The 21,612-nt window shown below is 66.8% G+C and carries 16 protein-coding genes; 9 read left to right on the top strand and 7 right to left on the bottom strand.

All coding sequences use genetic code 11. The features are described 5' to 3' along the window. Together DKG75_RS19910 and DKG75_RS19905 are read left to right on the top strand one after the other, a co-directional pair. Nucleotides 1–465: a MotA/TolQ/ExbB proton channel family protein gene (locus DKG75_RS19910; protein WP_109922944.1), complete on the top strand. Its 465-nt coding sequence runs from the start codon at nt 1–3 to the stop codon at nt 463–465. Continuing rightward, nucleotides 465–809 carry a DUF2149 domain-containing protein gene (locus DKG75_RS19905; RefSeq protein WP_109922943.1) on the top strand — a complete coding sequence of 115 codons (345 nt, stop codon included), beginning with the start codon at nt 465–467 and terminating at the stop codon, nt 807–809. Before DKG75_RS19910 ends, DKG75_RS19905 begins: the two co-directional genes overlap by 1 nt. Before the next feature lie 33 nt (nt 810–842). On the opposite strand, the gene DKG75_RS19900 is transcribed toward DKG75_RS19905, so the two are convergent. Together DKG75_RS19900 and DKG75_RS19895 are read right to left on the bottom strand one after the other, a co-directional pair. Beyond that, nucleotides 843–2,819: a MacB family efflux pump subunit gene (locus DKG75_RS19900; RefSeq protein ID WP_109922942.1), complete on the bottom strand. Its 1,977-nt coding sequence runs from the start codon at nt 2,817–2,819 to the stop codon at nt 843–845. A gap of 2 nt (nt 2,820–2,821) precedes the next feature. Next, on the bottom strand, nt 2,822–4,021 hold the full coding sequence (locus DKG75_RS19895; RefSeq protein ID WP_109922941.1) for an efflux RND transporter periplasmic adaptor subunit: 1,200 nt from the start codon (nt 4,019–4,021) through the stop codon (nt 2,822–2,824). Between the two features lie 185 nt (nt 4,022–4,206). Here DKG75_RS19895 and DKG75_RS19890 point away from each other — a divergent pair, with 185 nt between their 5' ends. Beyond that, complete coding sequence (locus tag DKG75_RS19890; RefSeq protein WP_109923072.1) at nt 4,207–4,896, top strand: response regulator transcription factor; 690 nt, start codon at nt 4,207–4,209, stop codon at nt 4,894–4,896. Then, the gene (locus DKG75_RS19885) at nt 4,896–6,179 is read left to right on the top strand and encodes a HAMP domain-containing sensor histidine kinase (protein WP_109922940.1); all 1,284 of its coding nucleotides are present in this window, start codon (nt 4,896–4,898) and stop codon (nt 6,177–6,179) included. Before DKG75_RS19890 ends, DKG75_RS19885 begins: the two co-directional genes overlap by 1 nt. 44 nt (nt 6,180–6,223) lie before the next feature. On the opposite strand, the gene DKG75_RS19880 is transcribed toward DKG75_RS19885, so the two are convergent. Beyond that, nucleotides 6,224–6,775 carry a TetR/AcrR family transcriptional regulator gene (locus tag DKG75_RS19880; RefSeq protein WP_166646592.1) on the bottom strand — a complete coding sequence of 184 codons (552 nt, stop codon included), beginning with the start codon at nt 6,773–6,775 and terminating at the stop codon, nt 6,224–6,226. 206 nt (nt 6,776–6,981) lie between these two features. Here DKG75_RS19880 and DKG75_RS19875 point away from each other — a divergent pair, with 206 nt between their 5' ends. Together DKG75_RS19875 and DKG75_RS19870 are read left to right on the top strand one after the other, a co-directional pair. Beyond that, the gene (locus tag DKG75_RS19875) at nt 6,982–7,953 is read left to right on the top strand and encodes an alpha/beta hydrolase (RefSeq protein ID WP_208112263.1); all 972 of its coding nucleotides are present in this window, start codon (nt 6,982–6,984) and stop codon (nt 7,951–7,953) included. A gap of 130 nt (nt 7,954–8,083) precedes the next feature. After that, on the top strand, nt 8,084–9,319 hold the full coding sequence (locus DKG75_RS19870; protein ID WP_109922937.1) for an NADH:flavin oxidoreductase/NADH oxidase family protein: 1,236 nt from the start codon (nt 8,084–8,086) through the stop codon (nt 9,317–9,319). 75 nt (nt 9,320–9,394) lie between these two features. On the opposite strand, the gene DKG75_RS19865 is transcribed toward DKG75_RS19870, so the two are convergent. The 4 genes from DKG75_RS19865 to DKG75_RS19850 form a co-directional block, all read right to left on the bottom strand. After that, a complete protein-coding gene (locus DKG75_RS19865; RefSeq protein WP_109922936.1) occupies nt 9,395–10,687 on the bottom strand; it encodes a glycosyltransferase family 4 protein in 1,293 nt (430 codons plus the stop codon). A gap of 64 nt (nt 10,688–10,751) precedes the next feature. Then, entirely contained in the window at nt 10,752–12,125 is a 1,374-nt protein-coding gene (locus DKG75_RS19860; protein WP_109922935.1) for a hypothetical protein, read from the bottom strand. A gap of 212 nt (nt 12,126–12,337) precedes the next feature. Beyond that, the gene (locus DKG75_RS19855) at nt 12,338–14,386 is read right to left on the bottom strand and encodes a KpsE/RkpR family capsule polysaccharide export protein (protein ID WP_109922934.1); all 2,049 of its coding nucleotides are present in this window, start codon (nt 14,384–14,386) and stop codon (nt 12,338–12,340) included. Nucleotides 14,387–14,443: 57 nt separating this feature from the next. Then, complete coding sequence (locus tag DKG75_RS19850; RefSeq protein WP_133637075.1) at nt 14,444–15,274, bottom strand: hypothetical protein; 831 nt, start codon at nt 15,272–15,274, stop codon at nt 14,444–14,446. 418 nt (nt 15,275–15,692) lie between these two features. Here DKG75_RS19850 and DKG75_RS19845 point away from each other — a divergent pair, with 418 nt between their 5' ends. The 3 genes from DKG75_RS19845 to DKG75_RS19835 all read left to right on the top strand — a co-directional run bounded on the left by DKG75_RS19845 (nt 15,693) and on the right by DKG75_RS19835 (nt 21,606). Continuing rightward, complete coding sequence (locus DKG75_RS19845) at nt 15,693–16,286, top strand: tetratricopeptide repeat protein (RefSeq protein ID WP_109922932.1); 594 nt, start codon at nt 15,693–15,695, stop codon at nt 16,284–16,286. Nucleotides 16,287–16,298: 12 nt separating this feature from the next. Further along, the gene (locus DKG75_RS19840; protein WP_109922931.1) at nt 16,299–20,066 is read left to right on the top strand and encodes a glycosyltransferase; all 3,768 of its coding nucleotides are present in this window, start codon (nt 16,299–16,301) and stop codon (nt 20,064–20,066) included. A gap of 193 nt (nt 20,067–20,259) precedes the next feature. Further along, nucleotides 20,260–21,606, top strand: coding sequence for a glycosyltransferase family 4 protein (locus DKG75_RS19835; RefSeq protein ID WP_109922930.1), 1,347 nt, complete (start codon nt 20,260–20,262; stop codon nt 21,604–21,606). Nucleotides 21,607–21,612: the final 6 nt, after the last annotated feature.

Here is a 21,612-nt window from a genome sequence, read left to right as displayed (position 1 = left end):
ATGCCATCCTTCGAACAATTGCTGGGCGAGGTCGCGGGCCTGTTCCTGCTGCCGGTGCTGGCCCTGATCGTGCTGTCGCTCGTCTATGCCTTCTTCGCCCTCGGCGCCTTCCTGGTGGAGGGGGGGCAGCGGCGGCGCGGGCGCCACCGCTCCCGCCTGGCGGCGCTTCGCACCCTTGCGAGCGACGATCTCGAACTCCGGATCATGCGGCGGCTGGAAGTGCTGCGCATCGTCGCCCGGTCCACGCCCATGCTGGGCCTTGTCGCGACCATGATCCCCATGGGGCCGGCCCTGCTGGCGCTTGGCCGCAACGACGCGGCGAAGATGGGGGAACAGATGGCGGTCGCCTTTTCCGCCGTCATCCTGGCCCTGGTCGCCGCCAGCATCGCCTTTGCCGTGCTCACCGTGCGGCGGCGCTGGCTGCTCGAGGACTTGCGCGCGATCGAGCGGGAAAGGACGGCCTGATGCGCTTTCTCGACCATGACGAGGCGGATGATCCGCTGCTCTCCGTCGTCAACCTGATCGATGTCTTCCTGGTGCTGATCGGCATCCTGCTGATCGTCATCATGCGCAACCCGCTCAATCCCTTTTCGTCGCAGGAGGTCACGGTGATCGAGAACCCGGGCCGGGCCGACATGCGCATCACGGTGAAGAAAGGCGAGGACCTGACCCGCTATGAATCGACCGGCGAGATCGGCGAGGGCCAGGGCGTGAAGGCCGGCGTCACCTATCGCCTGCCCGACGGCCGCCTCGTCTATGTCCCGGAAGGGGCGGACGGGGCGCGGGATCCGGGGTCACCTGCCCCATGAGCGGGCCCTGACGACCACCGGCGTCAACCGGGGTCACTCGCGGGACAGGGCGTCGACCGGGTCCAACCGGGCGGCGCTTCGGGCCGGCAGGAAACCGAAGACGACGCCGATCACGGTCGAGACGCCGACCGCGGCGACGATCGAGTCCGCCGAGAACACCAGCCGGAACTGGGTCGAGAGCGAGCCGAAGACGTAACCGAAGGCGAGCGCCGCCGCGATGCCGAGCACGCCGCCGACGAGGCAGACCACCACCGCCTCGATCATGAACTGGCGCATGATGTCGCCCTGGCGGGCGCCGACGGCCATGCGCACGCCGATTTCCTTGGTCCGCTCGGTCACCGAGACCAGCATGATGTTCATCACCCCGATGCCGCCGACGACGAGGGCGATCACCGCGATCATGGAGATCAGCACGGTCATGGTCTCGGTCGTCTGCTGGATGGTCTGGCGGATCGTGTCGGTGTTGACGATGAAGAAGTCCTGGGTGCCGTGGCGCCGTGTCAGCAGGCGGATCACGCCCTGTTCGGCGGCATCGCTGGAGATGCTGTCGTCGATGCGGACGGAAATGCTTTGCAGGTAGCTCTGCCCCAGGATCCGGTGCTGTGCGGAAGTATAGGGGATATAGACCTTCAGCGTATCCGAACTGCCGAAACTGCTCTGGACCGGGTCGAGCACGCCGACGATCCTGACCGGCACGTTGCCGACGATGATCACCTCGCCCAGGGCAGTCTCGCCGTTGGGGAAGAGCTTTTTCACCATATTGCTGTCGATCACGCCGAGCTGGGCATTGCGCCGGACCTCGGCCGCGTCGAAGCCGCGCCCGGCGGCGAAAGCATAGCCCTTCACCCGGAAGAACTGGTCGCCGACGCCGTTGACCGAGACCGAGAGCGCCTGGTTGCGCCAGAGCAGCACCATGGTCGAGGAAACCGACGGCGTCGCACTGTCGACGAAGGGCTGTTTCGCCAGGGCTTCCGCGTCGGCGGCGACCAGGGTCTGGATCCTGGCGCTGTCCCGGTCGCCGAAGCCCTTGCCGGGGAAGACCTCGACCGTATTGGTGCCGATCGAGCTGATATCCTGCAGGATCCGCTGCTTCGAGCCTTCGCCCAGCGCCACCACCGAGACCACCGAGGCGATGCCGATGATGATCCCGAGCATGGTCAGGAAGGTGCGCAGCTTGTGGGACACCATGGCCCGCAGGGCCATGCGGAAGGCTTCCTCGAAGCGGTCCAGGCCGCCGGACAGGCGGCGCGGCGCGGCGGGCGGGGTGGCGCGGGACGTATCGGGGGGGGATACGTCCCGCGCCGCGCCGGCGATCGGGGCGGGGGGACGCCGCCAGTCGCCGACGATCTGTCCGTCACTGATCTCGATCCGGCGGTCCGCGATTTCGGCGACCGCCATGTCGTGGGTGACGATGATCACGGTGTGACCCTGCTGGTGCAATTCGCGCAGCAGCTTCAGCATGTCCTGGCCGCTGGCGCGGTCGAGGGCGCCGGTCGGCTCGTCCGCCAGGATCACCTGGCCGCCGTTCATCAGGGCGCGGGCCACGCTGACGCGCTGCTGCTGGCCACCCGACAATTGGCCCGGCCGGTGCCCCAGCCGCTCGCCGAGGCCGAGGCGCTTCAGGAGGGCGACCGCGCGCTCCCGCCGTGCCGCCCTCGAGGTTCCGGCATAGACCGCCGGCACCTCGGCATTGCCGGCGGCGTCGAGGTCGGACAGCAGGTGATAGCGCTGGAAGATGAAGCCGAAATATTCCCGGCGCAGATGCGCGAGTTCGTCGGCATCCAGGCTGGAGGTCTCGCGCCCGTTGATGCGATAGGTGCCGGCGGTCGGCCGGTCCAGGCAGCCGAGGATATTCATCAGGGTCGATTTGCCCGACCCCGAGGCGCCGATGATGGCGACCATCTCGCCGCGCTCGATGGTGAGGTCGACATCCCTGAGGACGGTGATCTCCTCCTCCCCGGCGGCGAAGCTCCGCCGCAGGCCGCGGATTTCGATCAGGGGCGCGGCCATGGTCAAAGGCCCATCCGCGGCATGCGCATGCGGGTGCTGGTGCCCGCGGCGGTATCGCCGAGCACGATCCTCTCGCCTTCCCGCAGGCCGTCCAGGACTTCGACGTCGACCGTATCTTCCATGCCGGTGCGGATCTCGCGCGGGGCCACCCGGCCGTCGGCCTCGACCACGGTGACCGTGTAGCGGCCGTCCGCCGTCCTGGGGCCGAGGGCGGAGGCGGGGACGGTCAGCGCGCCCTTGGCGGCGCCGAGCACGATGGAAACCTGGGCCGTCATGTCGATGCGCAGCAGGCCGTCCGGGTTCGGCACGTCGAAGGCGCCGTTGTAGTAGATCGCGGTCGAACTGCTGCTGCCCGACGCGGCGGAGGACGAGGTGGTGCCCGATTCCGAATTGATCGCGGTGGGGGCGGGTTCGATCGCGCGCAGCACCGCCTCGAAACGCGTGTCCGGGCGGCCGAGGATGGTGAAATAGACCGCCTGGCCCGGCGCCACATTGACGATATCGGCCTCGGAAATCTCCGCCTTCACGGTCATGGTCCCGAGCTGGGCGAGCTTCACGATCGTCGGCGTCGTCTGGTTGGCGTTGACGGTCTGGCCCTCCTGGACCACGACGGCGACCACCGTGCCGTCGATCGGCGCGGTGATCCTGGTATAGCCGAGGTTCAGCTCGGCGGTCGAAACCTCGATCCCGGCCTGGGCGATCTGGGCGTCCAGCGCGTCGATTTCCGCCCGGGTAACGCCGAGGATCGCCTCCGCCGCCTCATAGGCCTCGCGGGCGACGGCGTTCAGGGCCAGCATGCGCTTCTGGCGGGCGAAGGCGGCTTCGGCCTGCTTCAGGGTCGCCACCTTGGCGGCGCGCTGGGCCGTCACGTTGGCCAGTTGCGCCTCGGCGTTCTTCAGGTTGTTTTCCTGGGTCTTCGAATCGATCTCGGCGATCACGTCGCCCTTGCCGACGACATCGCCGAAATCGACCTTCAGCGACTTGATCTGGCCGGAGACCTGGGCGCCGACGCTGACCTGCTCCACCGCTTCAAGCGTCCCGGTGGCCAGCACCACCTGCTCCAGGTCCTTCCGCGTTACCGTCGCGGTCAGGTATTGGGGGGCGGCGTCCCCGCTTGGGAAATACCGGGCCTTGATGCCCCAGCCGATGCCGCCGACGACGGCGACGAGGAGGGCGAGGCGAAGAATGCGGGACCAGGGCATGAGCGGACTCGGAAGGAAGCGCGACGAGGCGGAACGGAGGCAGTCTAGGCCCCCGCCGGCAGGCCGTGGGTCAGGTCTTCGGCAAGACCGTGTAAAGAATGTGGAAAGGCGCTTGCGGAGGATCGGGAAGCCGTATGCTCTGGCACCGGGCCATCAAGCCGGGGCCGGTCGCGGTTGGAGGCGGCGTGCAGATTCTGCTGATCGATGACGATGCCGAATTGGCGGCCATGCTGACCGAATATCTGGGCGGCGAAGGCTTCACCACCACCATCGCCCTGAACGGCGAGGCGGGGGTGGAGGCCGCCCTGTCCGGCCGCTACGACGCCGTCCTGCTCGATGTCATGCTGCCCCGCCTCGGCGGTATCGACGTCTTGCGCCGGGTCCGGGAAAGCAGCCGGGTGCCGGTGATCATGCTGACGGCGAAGGGCGCCGACATCGACCGCGCCACCGGCCTCGAGATGGGCGCGGACGATTACGTGCCGAAGCCCTGCTACCCGCGCGAACTGGTGGCGCGCCTGCGCGCCGTGCTGCGCCGAAGCGGCGGCGATCCGGGGGCGCGGGCGGACGACAGCCTGGTGTTCGGCGGCCTGTCCCTGTCGCCGGGGCGCCGGCAGGTCGCCTGGGGCGGCCACCCGCTCGATCTCACCGTGACCGAATTCCGCCTGCTTGAAATGCTGCTGCTGGCGGGGGCGCGGGTCTCGACCAAGGACGAGCTTTCGGAAGGCGCGCTCGGCCGCCGCCGGCAGGCCTATGACCGAAGCGTGGACGTCCATATGAGCAACCTGCGCCACAAGCTGACCGATGCCGCCGGCGAGGCCCTGACGGTCGAGACCGTGCGGGGCGTCGGCTACCGCCTGGGCGGGGGAGGCGCTTGATGCGCCAGCGCCTGTTCTGGAAAATCCTGCTCGGCTTCTGGTTCACCTTCATCGCGATCATCGAGGGGCTGTGGATCTATTTCGTCGTCTTCGACGTGCAGCCGAAACATGTCGAGCGCTTCCTGGCCGATCAGGCCGCCCCGGCCCAGATTGCGCTGGCGGCCCGCATCGTCGAGCAGCAGGGCCCGGCGGCTTTCCGCGAGGCCCTGGCCGGCCTGCAGCCGCCCGGGCGCGACCGCCTGAGCCTGTGGCCGCCGGGGGCGGTGCGGGCAGCGGGCGAGTTCGAAGTGGTCGGCACGGCGACGGCGCCGGACGGCACCCGCTACGAGATCGTCTACGAGCCGCGCGCCGTGCCGGCCCGAAAGCCCGGCCCCTTCGATATTCCGCCCTTCATGGTGGTGCTGGCGATCATCGGCGGGCTGGGCTTCAGCGCGGCCTTGGCCTGGTATCTGACCCGGCCGATCGGGCGCCTGCGGGACGGGTTCGCGATCCTGGCGCGCGGCGATCTCGGCTATCGGCTGGCCGGGCGGATGGGGCGGCGGCGCGACGAGATCGCCGATCTCGCCCGCGATTTCGATGCCATGGCCGAACGGCTCCAGCATCTGGTCGAGGCGCGCGACCGCCTGCTGAACGATGTCTCCCATGAATTGCGCTCGCCGCTGGCAAGGCTCCAGATCTCGATCGGGCTTGCCCGGCAGAATCCGGGCCGCTTCGACCTCGTCCTCGACCGGATCGAGGACGAGGCGGGGCGGATCGATGCCATGGTCGGCGAATTGCTGAGCCTTGCCCGCGCCGAGAACGGCCTGGCCGACAAGGACAGTTATTTCGACCTCAACAGTCTCGTCCGGGCCGTGGTCGCCGATGCGCGCTTCGAGGCGGAACCGGCCGGCGCCGTGATCCATTGCCCGCCGGACGACGGCGCCGAGGATGTGCTGGTCGCCGGCGACGCCGGCCTGATGCGGCGGGCGATCGAGAATATCCTGCGCAATGCCCTGCGCCATACGCCCAAGGGCTCGGCCATTTCCGTCACCCTGGAGGCCCGGCCCGGCTGGGTCGAGGTCGTCGTCGCGGACGAGGGCCGGGGCGTTGCCGAAAGCGAATTGGAACATTTGTTCCGGCCCTTCGCCCGCGGCGCCCATGGCGCGCCGGACGGCTATGGGCTCGGCCTTGCCATCGCGCAGCGGGCCGTTCTCTCCCATGGCGGGCGGATCAGCGGCGCCAACCGGCCGCAAGGGGGATTGGAGGTCCGCATCTCCCTGCCGGTCGTCGAGGCGCCGATCTGAAGTGTGCCGGCCGAGGATCGGGACGGCGACGCCCGACGGCCGCCTCAGGCCCAGTTGGCCAGATAGCCGGTGATCGCGGCGATGGCCTGATCGCAGATCGCCGCCGACGTATAGCCCTCCTGGCTGTAGCCGTATTTGAGGCAGGCGAAGACCATCTCGATGGCGAGGGCGACCGCGTCCGGGTTCTCGGGCAGGTTGGCGAGGCCGGTTTCCTGGGCGCGGGCCCTGAGCCAGCGGGCGAGGCTCGCGTCCTTGTCGAAATGGGCCTTGCAGTCGTTGCTGCCGAAGGGCCCCTTCAGCAGCAGCACGCTGGCCGCCTTATTGGCATTGTAATAGGCCGCCGTATCCTGGATGACCGCGCGCGTCATCGCCCGCCAGTCGGTGTGGCGGCCGGCTGGGTGAGCGCCCAGGATGAACGCCATCAAGCCCTGCATATGGCCCTGCGACAGGTGCGAGAAGATTGCGTATTTGTCGGGGAAATATTGATAGATGCTCGCCCGCGGCACGTTGGACAGCCGTTCGATCTCGGGGATCGACGTCCGTTCCGGCCCGATCTCGACCACCAGCCGCTCCGCCACCTCAAGCGCCCGCGCCATCCGCTCCTGCGAGCGGGCCTGGACCGGCAGTCCCGCGCGCCGGGTCCGCTTGCCCCGGGCTGCCGGGTCCGAGGCTGACGGCGTCTCTAAATCCGACATCTGTTGTTTTTTCCGGAAATCCAACTTATGTTCATTCCCGTGATGTGGACCCGCGCGGCCGTCAAGTCAAGTCGACGCCCGCCGAGCGCCGGAATGGAGACCCTGCGGTGAATGAAGTGTCGGAAGGTTACGCCGGTCAGAAGGCCTGGCGGGAGATCCAGTCGTTTCTGCCGGCGCCCTATCAACTCGGTCCCGGGCAGCTGCCCGCCGAGGAATGGTGGGCCTGGCGTGGTCATCGCATCCATCTCGATCGCTATTGCCTGCCGTCGGCGCCGGCGCGCGTGATCCTGTTCCACGGCGTCGGCACCAATGGTCGCCAGATGTCCACCATCCTCGGGGCACCGCTCCACCGCAGCGGTTTCGAGACGGTCGCCATCGATATGCCGGGATACGGGGTGACGGAGGTCGCGCGGGGCGTCACCGTCACCTATGACGATTGGGTCCGGGCGGCGAGCGATTTCATCGACAGCGAAAGGGCAAGGGATCCGCGCCCGATTTTTCTCTACGGCCTCAGCGCCGGCGGCATGCTGGCCTATCACGCCGCGGCCTTGAACCGGAAGGTCCAGGGCATCGTCGGCATGACCTTTCTCGACCAGCGGGTGCGGCAGGTCGGCGACGAGACGGCGGCCAATCCGTTCATGAACCGTGTCGGCGTGCCGCTGGCGCATCTCTCGACGGCGCTGGGGCTGGGCCGGCTGCGGCTGCCGATGGCCCTGGTCAGCAAGATGCGGACCCTTGCCAACGACAAAGGGGCGCTCGACGCCTGTCTGCGCGACGGGACCTCGGCCGGGAATTGGGTTTCGCTGAAATTTCTCAGCACCTATGCGCGCTATCGCCCCGCGATCGAGCCGGAGGATTTCGACGTCTGCCCGGTGCTCCTGACCCAGCCGGCCGAGGACCATTGGACCCCCCTGCATCTCAGCGACTTGTTCCTGCGCAGGATCGGGAAGGTCCCCGTCACCACCGTCATGCTGGACAAGGCGGGGCATTACCCGATCGAACTGCCCGGGCTTCGCCAGATGCATGATGCCATTGTCGCCTTCATTCGGCGCGGGCTGCCGAAACCGGCCGCGGCCTGACCGGCATCTTGCAGTCGGCCTGAACGAATCCTATCTGCCAAATGCCTTCTCGGCCGGACCCGGGACTTATTGCGCGTCCCACCGGCGACCTTGTGCCTGCTTCGATCCCCTTCGTTCCAAGGAAAACAACATGACAACCATCCTCGGCACGCCTTTTTCGTTGGGCAACGGCGTCAGGCTGCCCAATCGGATCGCCAAATCCGCCATGAGCGAGGCGCTGGGCACCATGGACAACCGGGCGACGCCTGAACTGGTGCGCCTCTATCGCCGCTGGGGGGCCGGGGGCACGGGCCTGCTGATCACCGGCAACGTCATGATCGATCGCCGCGCCCTGGGCGAACCGGGCAACGTGGTGATCGAGGACGAGCGCGACCTCGACCTGCTGCGCGACTGGGCCGCGGCCGGCAAGGCCCATGGGGCGCAGATCTGGGCGCAGATCAACCATCCGGGCCGCCAGGCGCCGAAAGGGCTGAACGCGGAAACGGTGGCGCCGTCCGCCGTCGGTTTCAGCGAGTCGATGAAGGCCTTCTTCGAAACCCCGCGGGCCCTGACCGGCGATGAGATCGAGGAGATCATCGCCCGTTTCGGCCGCGCCGCCGGCATCTGCCGCAAGGCGGGCTTCACGGGCGTGGAAATCCACGGCGCTCACGGCTATCTGGTCAGCCAGTTCCTGTCGCCGCTGACCAACCAGCGCAGCGATATCTGGGGCGGCACCGCCGAAAACCGCCGGCGCTTCGTGCTGCGCGTGCTCGAGGCCATGCGCGCCGCGACGGCCCCGGATTTCCCCATCGGCATCAAGCTGAACTCGGCCGATTTCCAGAAGGGCGGCTTCACCGAGGAGGAGGCGCTCGACGTCATGGGCGCGCTCGCGGAAGCCGGCATCGACCTGATCGAAATCTCGGGCGGCACCTACGAAGCGCCGGTCATGACCGGTGTCCGCGCATCGACGAAGGCGCGCGAAGCCTATTTCCTGGATTTCGCCGACAAGGTGCGGGCGCGCATCCCCCATGTGCCGCTGATGGTGACCGGCGGTTTCCGCACCGCGGCCGGCATGGATGCGGCGCTGGCGTCCGGTTCGCTGGATCTCTGCGGCATCGCCCGCCTGCTGGCGATCGAGCCCGAAGTCTCGCAACGCCTGCTCGAGGGCAAGGACCCTGAGCAAAAGGTGACGCCGCTGAAGACCGGCATCGGCATGGTCGATCGGATGGCCATGATGGAGGTGACCTGGTACACCCGGCAACTGCGGCGCATCGGCCGCGGCCAAGATCCGAAGCCCCGTGAATCGGCGCTCAAGGTCTTCCTGGTCAGCACGCTCGAGACGATCATCGGCATGCGCAAGACGCGCCGGCTGCGCGCCGGCAATTGATCGCCGGGGGAGGATCCCGGGGCCCGCGTGTGAAGGGGCGGCCCTTCGCGGCGGGAACCGGGCGGGGCGCAGCCGCTACAGGAAGGGGGCGTACATGGCCTTCACCCTGGCGGCATAGCGCTCGGGGCTGAAAAGGGCCGCCTGCCGCTGCCCGCGCTCGCGGAATTCCTCCAGGCTGGCGGTGCTGTCGGCCATGGCGCGGAAGGCCGCCTTGATGTCGTCGGTGTCGTAAGGATCGACGAGCAGGGCGGCGTCCCCCGCGACCTCGGGCAGGCAGGAGGAGGTGGAGGTAATCACCGGCGTGCCCAGAAGCATGGCCTCGAGCACGGGCAGGCCGAACCCCTCGTAGAGCGAGGGGAAGACCACCGACCGCGCCCCGCGGATAAGGGTCAGCAGCAGATCGAAGGGCACATACTGGATCCGCTTGATGCGGCCGCTGTCGCGGACGGCGTCGTTCTGCAGCATGGCCAGTTCATGGTCGGCCGACCAGGCTTCGGAACCGACGATGACCAGGGGCTGCGGCACATTGGCCTTCAGATAGCCTTCGATCATGCGGGCGATGTTCTTCTTCGGTTCGATCGCGCCGAAGAACAGGAAATAGCCGCCGAACGGCAGGCCGAAAGCGCCCTCGATCTCGTTGGCGATCTCGTCATCGGTCTTGCGGGTGATCCAGCCCGGAACGCTGACCGACTGGTAGGTATTGGTGACGCGGTTTTCCGGAACCTTCAGGGTCCGGATGATGTCCTGCCGGGAAAATTCCGAGACGGTGCAGATATGGTCCGCGCGTCGCACGATCTCCTTCACGATGCGATAGTATTCGGCTTTCAGATAGCGCGTGTAATACGGCAATTTTAGCGGGATCAGGTCATGCAGCGTATAGATGTTGGCCGCGCCCCGCACCCGGAGGGCAAGAGGACAGGTACAATGGAAGACCTGGGGCCGTTCCTGGCGTGAATACCGGAGGTCCATCAGTTGCCCGGTATATTTCAGGTAGCTGCGGGCGATGTCGAACAGGCCGGGGATATTGTAGAGCCGGTCGAAATAGGGCAGGTCGGCGGCCAGCGGCTCGCGGATCACGACCTCGCCGGCGATGCGCCGCGGGCGCAGGCCGGCCATGCCGGCGATCACCTGGCCGAAGAGATGGCTGCGCCGGGCGAAGCGGCTGCGCGGCAGCAGGTTTTCCTGGTCGAAAAAGGACACTTCCGCCAGCGTCGCGTCGGCCCGCGGCAGCAGGTGCTTGCCATAGACGACGCCGACCGCCGGGCCGAGACCGTGGATGACATGGGTCAGGTTGCGGGCATAGGTGCTGATCCCGGTGCCTCGCCTCAAGGCGAGATTCCGCCCGTCGATATCGATCCTTGGTGCCATGCCCGCCCTCACCCGGCCGAGGAGCCGCAAGCGCCGCCGGCCGCGGTCTGGACGACAGCGGCGATCACCAGGGGGTGCTCGACGTTTTCTTGATGTCCATGAAGTGAACGGGCGCGCCGTGCTGCGGGGCGGGAACGACGGGGGCGACGATCAGCCCCTCGATCCCGAAACCGATCGGGCGCGCATCCGGGGCGAGGCCCAGTTCGGCCGGGGTCGGCGCGGAATCGGGCACCAGCTGGATATGGAGGACGCCGTCGCTCAGGATTTCCGCGGGAATGGCCGTGACGAAGAGGCGGCGGGGCTGGTTGGTATCGAGATCGACCGTCTCGATGGTCTTGCCATTGACGACGATGGTCACGGTCTGGCGCTGGCGCATGAGGGAAACCGCGCCGACCAGGGTAATGGCCAGCTTCAGGTCGCCGGTCCAGGACACCGGATAGGGAATGTCCAGGCGCCCCTCCGCCCCGCCCCAGACACCCCAGGACTCGGGCTCGTACCAGCCCTTCTTCGGGTCGATGAAGACGGTGTCCGGCCCCCGGCTGACGAAGCGGTGGAAGACCAGATGGCCCAGGGTGTGGCGCAAGCGATAGAGCCAGGTCGCGTAATGTTCGATATCCGGGCGCAGCGCCCGGGCCACTTCGCCGTGATACCAGGCTGTATGAAGGTCCTGCGCGGCCAGCCGTTCGATGGCGCGCATATAGTGGAAGGAGGCGTTGAATTCGCCGAGCCGGTGGGCATCGAGCATGGCCGCCGTGTCCACCGGCCGCTGCTGCCGGATCAGGGCGGCCAGGATCGGCATCAGCTGGCCGCGATCGCGCAGCCAGTTGCACAGATTGTGCTCGGCGCCCGGGAACATATAGATGTGGCTCTTCGAACGGGCGGGCATGCGCTGGATGTGCCAGATATCCTCGGGCACCAGGTCGCCCGCCATCAGGACGACCTCGGTCTCGCCGACGTTCAGCGTCGAGAGGTCGCCGTTGGGGAACCGGGGCACGGGCGCGATCAGATCGTCCCAGCGGTGGTCGTGGCCCTTGATCAGGTCCCGGGCGATGGCGGTCTGCGGGGCGATCGAGATCGCCAGGTCGACCTTCAGCCGCGAGGCCAGGAGCAAGGCCCCGAAGCCGCCCATGCTGAGGCCCATGGTGACCACCCGCTGCACCTTCCATTCCTTCAGGGTGTCGCGGATGGCGTCGATCATGGCCTCGAGGCCGTTCGGGTCGTTGAACCAGGTCCGGCCCCGGTCCTGAACGAAAATGGCCGAAACGTCACCAAGCCGGTGGATGGTTTCCGAGAATTCCCAAAACAGCGCGGGGCGGCCGTCATCGTAGAATTTGCCGACGTTGCCGATACTGGCGACGCAGATTACGCAAATCTTCGATTCGGCATTCTGCCGGCGGATCGCATAGTTCCCAAATTGAGAGACGCCGATTTCAGACATGAAAGTCCTCAAAATTGGAATATTGGTGCTTTGTCAAAGAGTGTTCTGGCCGATGACATTGGGGGCCGCCGCTTTCCCGGCGCCGATACCGAGGCGATTTCGGGATCGCCCCCTTCTTACCGTCGCTGCGCAGCCATTGCAAAGCGTGATCTGAGAGTTGTAGACGCGGTGCGCCCACAGTGGCAATGCCCGTCGCCGGGGCGGCGGGGCTGCTAGCGCCGGCCATGGTTCCGCACCCGCGGCGACGTTACCCACAATGTCGAGAAGGCGAGGAAGGCGAAGACGAAGATCGTTGCGACCAATGTTGCCCGCCTTGGCTCGATCGCCTTGTCGGGCAGCCCCGGTTCGACCACGCGTTCGAGATAGAAATGCTGGCGCTGTGCCTCCATCCGCGCGAGTTCGAGCCCCGCGGTGGCGGCGGTCAGCCGCACCTCGGAAAATACCTGCTCCATGATCAGGAACTGGTACTCGCCCAGCTTCTGCGCCATGGCGCCCGCGGTGCCCGCGACCTTGGCCTGTTCGCGCTCGATTTCCCCCTCGAGGGCGCGGACCGCGGCGCGCAGCGAGGGGATCAGCGGGCTTCTCGGCGAATTTTGCAGAACCTGGGTCAATTGCGCATTGGCTGCCGAAAGCTGGGCCTGGAGCTTGGCGATGCCCTCGATCAGCAGGGCGGATTGCTGGGTCGGGTCCAGGATCAGCTCGCGCTCGCGATAGTCGAGCAGGGCCCTTTCCGCCGCCTTTACCCGGTTCTCGGCATTGGCGACCTCGTTCTGGGCGTCGCTCAGGGCATTTTCCTGGGCCCTGACGCTCAGCTGGTTGATCAGGGTCTCGCCGGCGACCAGCGCCGCCCTGGCCACGACCTGCGCATCCTCGGGCCGGAACGCGCTGGCGCTCAGGGTCGTGATGCCCGTGCTGCCGTTGAGCGAGAGCGCCACCTGCTTCAGGTAATATCGGAACAGGCCGTCCTCCGTTTCATCGAACACCGGGTTCGGGTAGCGGGAAAGAACGTCGGCGTCGGTCCGGCCGTAGATCTGCCGCAGGTCCACCCCGCCGGCTTCGATGGCGGCGACGGCGTCCCGGGAGCGCAGGAAGTCGTTCACCGCATAGGTATCGTCCTGCGCCTTCGCCAGGCCGGTGCCTTGCAGCACGGTCGAGATGAGCGAGAACTGGGAGCGGTTGGGGCTGCGGATGATGTAGCGCGCCTCGGAGACATAGAGATCCGACGCGAAGGCGAACAGATAGACGGCGGAGACGAGCGTGGGCAGCAGCACGATCGTCCCGAACCAGGCCTGCCGGTTCAGGAAGCGCAGCACCGGGTTGCGCACCGTCGGCTCGGGCTCCAGCATCGCGGCGCGCTTGGTATTCGCGGCGGCAGCGGCGGCCTGTTCGCCGTGCCAGTGCTTGATGCGCCCATGCAGCGCCTTGTAGCCGGGGATATCCGGCCGCAAGGCCAGCGCCATCGTCGCTTCGTAAAGGGCATCGTCGGCCCGGCCGGTTTCGAAGGCCGTCTGCGCCCGATAATGGTGCAGGGCGGCCGATTGCGGGCTGAGCCGGTGGGCGCCGAGATAGCCGCGGACGTCGCTGTCGCCGCTGCCCGCGATCAGGTGCTGCAGGATCGGCACCAGCATGCCCTCGGTGCCGAGGGCATAGGCGATGTTCTGATCGCGGCCGGGGAAGATATAGGTTTCCGCATGTTTGGCTTCGGCAAGGCGGAGCAGATGCCAGACATCCTCGCGGAATTCGTCGGTGCACAGCGCGACGATCCGATCCGCCTTCAGGTCCAGGGGCGCGATGTCGCCGCGGGGGAATTTCTCCCGCCCTTCGAGAAGATACGCCCACCGCCGGTCGATGCCGTCGAGCACGACGGGGGCAATGGCCGATTGCGGCGAAAGGGCGATGACCAGGGAAACCGGCGTCCGGGACGCCAGATAGAGGGCGCCGAAAGCGCCCATGCCGAGGCCGATGGTCACCACGCGCCGGATGCCGGGGGCCGTGGCGATTTCGATGATCTTATCGAAACACTCGGTGAAGCCCGCGTCCTCGTTGAACCAGGAACGGGTGAGGTCGCGGACGTAAAGCGCCTGATAAGGGCCGATGTCGTTCTGGTGTTCCGAGAAGTCCCAGTACACCATCGGGTCGCCGTTGTCGAAATAATGGCCGACCATGCCGATGCCGCTGAAGCTGATGACCAGCGTCCCCGATTCCCGTTTCGCGTGGAAAAGGGAATAGTCGGCATACCTGAAATACTCTGCGTCGGACATCGGATCCGCTCCCGGCATTCATTCCGTACCTACGGCCCGTACCTACGGCGAGGCCGCTCAGGGCCGGCGGGCCTTGAACTCGTCGCTGGCAAGCAGGGACTCGACGACGAAGGCGACGCCGTCGGCCCGGCCCTGGGCCGCGACATGGGGCACATAGGTTTCGATGCCGAGGGGATCCGGGGCGCGATTGAGCACCCCCTGATAGGCGCCGACGACGATCTCCGCACTCTCTTCCTTCGAGAAGGGGGCCGGCGGCTGGTGCAGGCCGAGCGCGGCGGACAGGAGTTCCTGGATCATGGTCTCGATCGAACGGATCCGCTTGCCGAGATCCGGTTCGTGGCCGCGCATGAACTGCTTCAGGAAACTGGCTTCGATCGAATTGATGATACGGTGGGAGACATAGAAGAGATCGTCCTTCACCGCCGGCCATTCCCGGAAAATCTTCTGCAGGATGCCCTGGTCGTCCAGGAAGTCGTTCGTCCAGTCGGGGGCGTTGCGCAATTGCTCGTCGGTGACGATCTGAAACAGATCGTACCAGTCCGAAACGATCTTATGCGCGACCGGCGAGGCCAGGTTGATCAGGAAGATGCCGTTGTTGATATCCCAATACTCGCCGGTCACCCCGCTCGGGGTGAAGATGCCGGCATAACGGTCCTTGTCGGCGAGAAAACCGCGAAGATCGAAATCGAAATCGGCCACGAAGGCGTCGGCATCCATATAGACGGCCCAGCCCCGATAGCCGCGATCGATCAATTCGCGCAGGATATAAATGCGATTGAAGCTGGCATGCCAGCCGAAATAGCCGCGCTTCAGTCCGACATAGGCCTCATAGCGAAAATCGTGCCGCTGACAATAGGCCGTGACGCTGCGCGACGTCGCCGCGAGCATGCGCGCATAACGGTGCGGGTCCGCCGTCTGAATGAACGTAATATCCATATTTCGGTCTGAGCCTTCACGGTCAGTGGTCTCTAGCTCCCGGAAATGCGGGCGCGCTGGCGTGATTCCGCGCCGGGCCGGGAAGCGCACATTGCCATTTCCTGCGGGTCAGGAAAAGCCTGAGCACCCGCCGGCCGTCTCGGCCCGGCAATCTCGGTCTTGGCGAGGTCGGCGGGCCATGCTACGCATCAGGCAACGGCGCGGTCCAACCTGCCGATGATTTTTCGCTCCTTATCGACTTGCCCTCTGTTTATCTTAACCCTCTGTCAGATTTTTCTCTGTTGATGCAGTTTCGGCGATTTATGGCGCGGAGAGTGAGTTGGCGGGTCTGTTTAACCTAATCTTGTTCAAAAAGCGCAAGCGCCGGCAAATGGTCGGCCGCGCGAACAAGGCCCGGGACAGCGGCGCCCTTGCCGCTGCGGCGGAACTCTATGGCCGGTGGCTGGAGATTGCGCCCAAGGATTTTCCGGTCTGGGTGCAGCGGGGCAACTGCCTGAAGGACGTTCACGCCTTCGACGACGCCATGGCGGCCTATGGCCGGGCGATGGCGCTGCGGCCGCTGAATGCCGACCTCCATCTCCAGATCGGCCATTGCCTGCGCATGCAGGGCAGCTTCGACGAGGCGGTCAGGTCCTATGCCCGGTCGGCGCTGCTCGATCCGTCGCGTCCCTATGCAGCCCATGAACTCGACCGGCTGGGCTTCCGCGTCGTCGTGCAGGAGGGGGCGAAGGACGCCCAAGGCATCCCCGTCCATACGGTCGAGCAGGTGGGGGCCGGCCGGCTCGAAGTCTATTCGGAAACCGTCACCATGCTGGTGCGGTTGAGGCAGGCCATCGGCAAGGGCCGGCAGCCCGCCGAGAGCGAGGTCGACTGGCGGCCCGCCCCGCCGCGGTCCGACCTGTCGGACAGCCCGGCCCGCGAGTTGCTGCGCTATGAGCGCTGCCTGTCGGCCCGACGTTCTTGAAGGTGATCAGTCGTGAAATTGCTGTTGGATCTACAGGGAAGCCAGACCGAAAGCCGTTTTCGCGGCATCGGCCGCCAGACCCGGGCCCTGGCGCATGCCATGATCGCCGCGTCCCGGGGACACGATATTCATCTGCTGCTCAACGGCGCCCTGACCGACAATCTGGACGAATTGCTGACCGAGTTCGAGCCGCTGGTCGGCCTCGACCACCTGCATGTCTTTCAAGCCGGCACCGGTGTCGCCGAGCGTGACCCGAACAACCTGTGGCGGACCAGGGCGGCGGAACTCCTGCGCGAGGCCTTCATTGCCGAGCTTCGGCCCGATGTCGTGCATATCGCTTCGCTGTTCGAGGGCTTCGTCGACGATGCCGTGACCTCGATCGGCGCGTTCGACGTTCCGTACAAGACCGCCGTCACCCTGCACGACTTGATCCCCATGGCGGATCCCGCCCGCTACCTGGCGGAGGAGCGGCACGCGCTCTATTACTGGCGCCGGGCCCAGGCCCTGAAGCGCGCGGACCTGCTGCTGTCCGTTTCCGAATATTCCCGGCAGGAAGCCCATCTGCTGGCCCAGATCCCGCTCGACCGGATCAGCGTGATTTCGGGCGGCGTCGAGCCGAAGTTCCGCCATGCCGCCCTGTCCCCCGCCGAGGAGGGGGCGCTGCGCGGGCGCTACAAGCTCGAAAAGCCGTTCATTTTCTATGTCGGCGCGGTCGATCCGCGGAAGAACGTCGAGCTGATTTTCGATGCTTTCGCCCGGCTGCCGGCGGCCTTGCGGGCGTCTCACGACCTTGCCTTCGCCGGCCGCCTGTTCGAGGAGGAGAAGGGCCATCTGCGGGCCCTGGCCGCCCGTTTCGGCGTCAATGCGAAGAGCCTCGTCTTTTGCGACCATGTGCCGGAAGACGATCTGGTCAGGCTTTACGGCCTTGCCGATCTCTTCGTCTTCCCGTCGAAACACGAGGGGTTCGGCCTGCCCGCGCTGGAGGCCATGGCCTGCGGCGCGCCGGTTCTCGCCTCCCGGGCCACCAGCCTGCCCGAAGTGGTCGGGCGCGACGATTTTCTCTTCGATCCCCTGAAGGCCGGGGAACTGGCGTCGCTGATGGAACCGGCGCTGACCGATGCCGAACTGCGCGCCGCGATGCGGGAATGGGGGCTGGGCCGGGCCGCGACCTTGACCTGGGCCCGGGCCGGCGCCCGTGCGCTCGACGCCATGGAGGACCTGCACGCGCGGGCGCAGGCCGAGGGGCGGCCGGCAGTTCCCGTGCGCGCGGCGCTGCGGCGCAAGCCCATGATGGCCTTCTTCTCGCCCCTGCCGGGCGACCATTCCGGCATTGCCGATTACAGCGCCGAACTGCTGCGCGAATTGGCCCGGTTCTACGAGATCGAATGCATCATCGTCGACACGGTGCTCGACGACGACTGGCTGAAGGCCAATGTCGTGATGCGCGATATCGGCTGGTTCGAACGCAATGCGCATCTTTACGACCGCATCGTCTATTCGATCGGCAATTCGCATTTCCACCAGCACATGCTGGGGCTGATACAGCGCTATCCCGGCATCGCCATCCTGCACGACTTCTTCCTCAGCGATCTGATCGACTGGCTGTCCAATACCGGCCGGATCCCGAGCGAGGAATTCTATCGCGAACTCTACCGCACGCATGGTCTCGGCGCTCTCCAGGCCGAGCGGCGCGAGGGCCGCCTCGTCGCGGTCGACCGCTTCGCCTGCAACAGCGTCGTCTTCCGCAACGCGACCGGCGTGATCGTCCATTCTCGCTATGCGATCGACCGGGCGACGGAAATCTACGGCGAGGGGATCGCCGGCATGATGCATGAGATCCCGCATCTTCGGGCGCTCAGCCACGATCTGGACCGGACGGCCGCGCGCGCGCGCCTCGGCATCGGCGAGGATGAATTCGTGGTCTGCAGCTTCGGCATCATGACCCGGCGCAAGCAGAGCCGGAAACTGCTCGATGCCTGGATCGCCAACTATGGTGCCGGCAAGGTGCCCGGCCGTCTCCGCCTCGTCTTCGTCGGCGAGAATGCGGCAGGCGACTACGGCAAGGACCTAGTGGCCGAGATCGCCCGCCACAAGGGCCGCATCAATGTCAGCATCACCGGCTTCGCGCCGACGGCCACCTATCGGGACTATCTGGCGGCCGCGGATGTCGCCGTGCAGTTGCGGACCGGATCCCGGGGCGAGACCTCGGGCACGATCCTCGACTGTCTGGCCGCCAGGCTGCCGGTCATCATCAACAATCACGGCACGGCGGCGGAGCTTCCGGACGATGCGCTGGTCAAGCTGCCCGACGTGTTCGACATCGCCGACCTTGCCCGCGAAATCGAGCGTTTCCGTGCCGATGCCGGCTTGCGCGCGGCCCAGGGGCAGCGGGCGGCGGCGCATATCCTGGCCCATCACCACCCGGCCGATGTCGGCGACGCCTTCCACGAGGCGATCGAGACCATAAGCCTCGAGGGGCGCGGCGAGGGTGAGCGGATCCTGCTGAGGGCGCTCGCCGATTTCAACGCGCCGGTCTATCCGAACGAGTTCGATTTCCGGTCGGTCGCCAATGCGATCACGTCGAACAAGGGCAGGGTGGGCCCGCGCCAGATCCTCTACGATGTCACCGTCCTTGCCGAACAGGATGCGAAGACGGGCATCCAGCGCGTGGTGCGCAGCATCCTGGCCCGCCTGATCGAGAGTCCGCCGCCCGGCTATGTGGTCGAACCCGTCCAGATCGAGGACCATTTCTTCCGCTACGCCCGCGTCTTCGCCGACAAGGCCTATAATGTGCCGGCGGCGGTGCTGCCCAATGCGCCCGTCGAATTCGACAAGGGCGATATCTATCTCGCGATCGATTGGGTGCCCGACCGCCTGCCCCAGGCCGAAGGCTGGCTGAGGCGCTTCCGCCAGGCGGGCGGCAAGGTGGTGATCGGGGTGCACGACCTGCTGCCGATGCAGATGCCGCAATTCTTCCCGCCCAATATGGACGATCAGATGCGCCGCTGGCTGGAGGTCTGCCTGCGGACGGCGGATCAGTTCCTCTGCGTCTCGCGCGTGGTCGCGGACGATGTCGTCCGTTACGCCGAGGCGCTGGGGGCGGGGGACCGCCATGCCGATATCGAGGTCGGCTATTTTCACAACGGCAGCGACCTCGAGGCGAGCCTGCCGACCAAGGGGCTGGTCGACGGGGCGGAGAAAATCCTCAAGGCGCTGAAGGCGCGCCGGACCTTCCTGCTGGTCGGCACCGTGGAGCCGCGCAAGGGCCACCAGCAGGTGCTCGATGCGCTGGATGTGCTGTGGCAGCAGGGGGCGGACGTCGGCCTGGCGATCGTCGGCAAGATCGGCTGGATGACCACCGGCATCGCCGAGCGCTTGAACAGTCATCCCGAATTGGGAAAGCGGCTGTTCTGGTTCCAGGGCATCAGCGACGAGATGCTGGATCTTGTGTACGACGCCTCGGCGGCCCTGGTCGCCGCCTCGGCGGGCGAAGGCTTCGGCCTGCCCCTGATCGAGGCCGCGCGCCGGGAAACCCCGCTCATCGTCCGCGACATCCCGGTGTTCCGGGAAGTGGCCGGCGCCCATGCCTTCTATTTCAAGGCGGAAAACGGTCAGGATCTGGCTGCGGAACTGCAGCGCTGGCTCGATCTGGCGGCGGACCTTGTTCCTCCGTCTAAGGGCATGCCCTTCCTGACCTGGAGCGAGGCGACCGACCAGGTGATCGACGCCGTTTTCGGTCGCCGGCCCTATCGTACGGTCCAACTGCGTCCGAAGGCGTGACAGGTGCGCACCGTTTCCGCCGATGCGGAACAACACGACCCGCGGGGCGCCGGTTGTCGCGGGCCGGGCGGCGGCTGGCAATCCCGGGGGCGGCCGATGGCCGAAGGCGTTGGATCGGGGGCATTGAATTTGTGCAACATTTCCGGCCACGGACGGGCGGGGGCCCGGCCGCGGCCGCTGGCGAAGTAAGACCATGACGATTTCCGCGCCGGCCGGCGGGCGAACTGCCGTTGCCTTTGATGTCACGCGCCTGATCCGACGCCTGGACAACCCGGCGCCGACCGGTATCGATCGCGTCGACATGGCCTATACCCGCTTCCTGTCGAAGCTGCCGGAAATCGACCTGCACATGATGACGACCGACGTCGTCGGCGCCCGCGTCCTCAGCCGGTCGATGTCCGAACGCGTTCTCGACATCGCGGCCAGCGGCTGGGATCCGGTTTCCGATGCCTCGGCCGTGGCCGAGCAGGCGGAAATCCTGGCCTTTCTCGAAGCGCCCTACGGCGTCCGCCGCCCCGAGTTCGCGGAGCGCGATACCGCGAGCACGCAGAAGCGCGGCGACCTGCTGCGCGCCCTGCGCTTCGATCAGTTCTGCGGCGGCCGGCGCCTGCGCCGCCTGTTCGAGCCGCGCGACGGGCGGCCGCCGGCGACCTATCTTCACGTCTCCCACAGCAATCTGAACAAGGCCAAGCGGTTTCACTGGCTGTCCCGCTCCCGGGGGGCCGCGGTCTTCTTCATCCACGACCTGATCCCCCTGAACTATCCCGAGTTCTGCCGCGAGGACGAGGCCGCCCGCCATATGGAGCGGATCGAGACCGTTCACCGCCACGCCGACCTGATCCTGGTCAATTCCGAATCGACCAAGCGCGACCTCATCCAGTATTTCGAAACCACGGGCCGGGAGCCGGCGCGGATCGAGGCGGTCCCTCTCGGCATCGAGAGCGAATTCCTCCGCCCCCGGGACATCCGGCCGCCGAACCCCGTGGTGCCCTATTTCGTCGTCGTCGGCACGATCGAGCCGCGCAAGAACCACAGCCTGCTGCTCCAGGTCTGGCGCCGGCTGGTGGAGCGGCACGGGGCCCGGGCGCCCCGCCTCGTCATCATCGGCCGGCGCGGGTGGGAGAACGAATCGGTCTTCAACCAGCTGGAACGCGCCTCGTTTCTCGATCGCCACGTCGTCGAATGCAATGGCATGTCCGACGTTACCATGCGCTATCTGCTGTGCGGGGCCTGCGCCCTGCTGACGCCGTCCTTCGCCGAAGGCTTCGGCCTGCCGGCGGCGGAAGCGCTGACCCTCGGAACGCCGGTGATCGCCTCCGACCTTGAAACCCACAACGAGGTCTACGGCCCCTATGCGGATTACCTGGATCCGATCGACGGCCGGGCCTGGCTTCAGGCGATCGAGGAATTCTCCGACCGCGATTCGCCCCGCCGCCTGAACGCCTGCGCGCGGGCACGCATGTACAGCCCGCCGACCTGGCAAGGACATATCGCCCGGGTTCGGGACCTGCTGCTGGAACTCAATGCGGCGCGGGCCTGAGCGGCC

It is taken from the genome of Zavarzinia compransoris (genome assembly GCF_003173055.1).
GTDB classification, from domain to species: Bacteria; Pseudomonadota; Alphaproteobacteria; order Zavarziniales; family Zavarziniaceae; genus Zavarzinia; species Zavarzinia compransoris.
The sequence above is the reverse complement of the archived record's forward strand: the minus strand, read 5'-3'. Positions and strand labels throughout refer to the sequence as shown.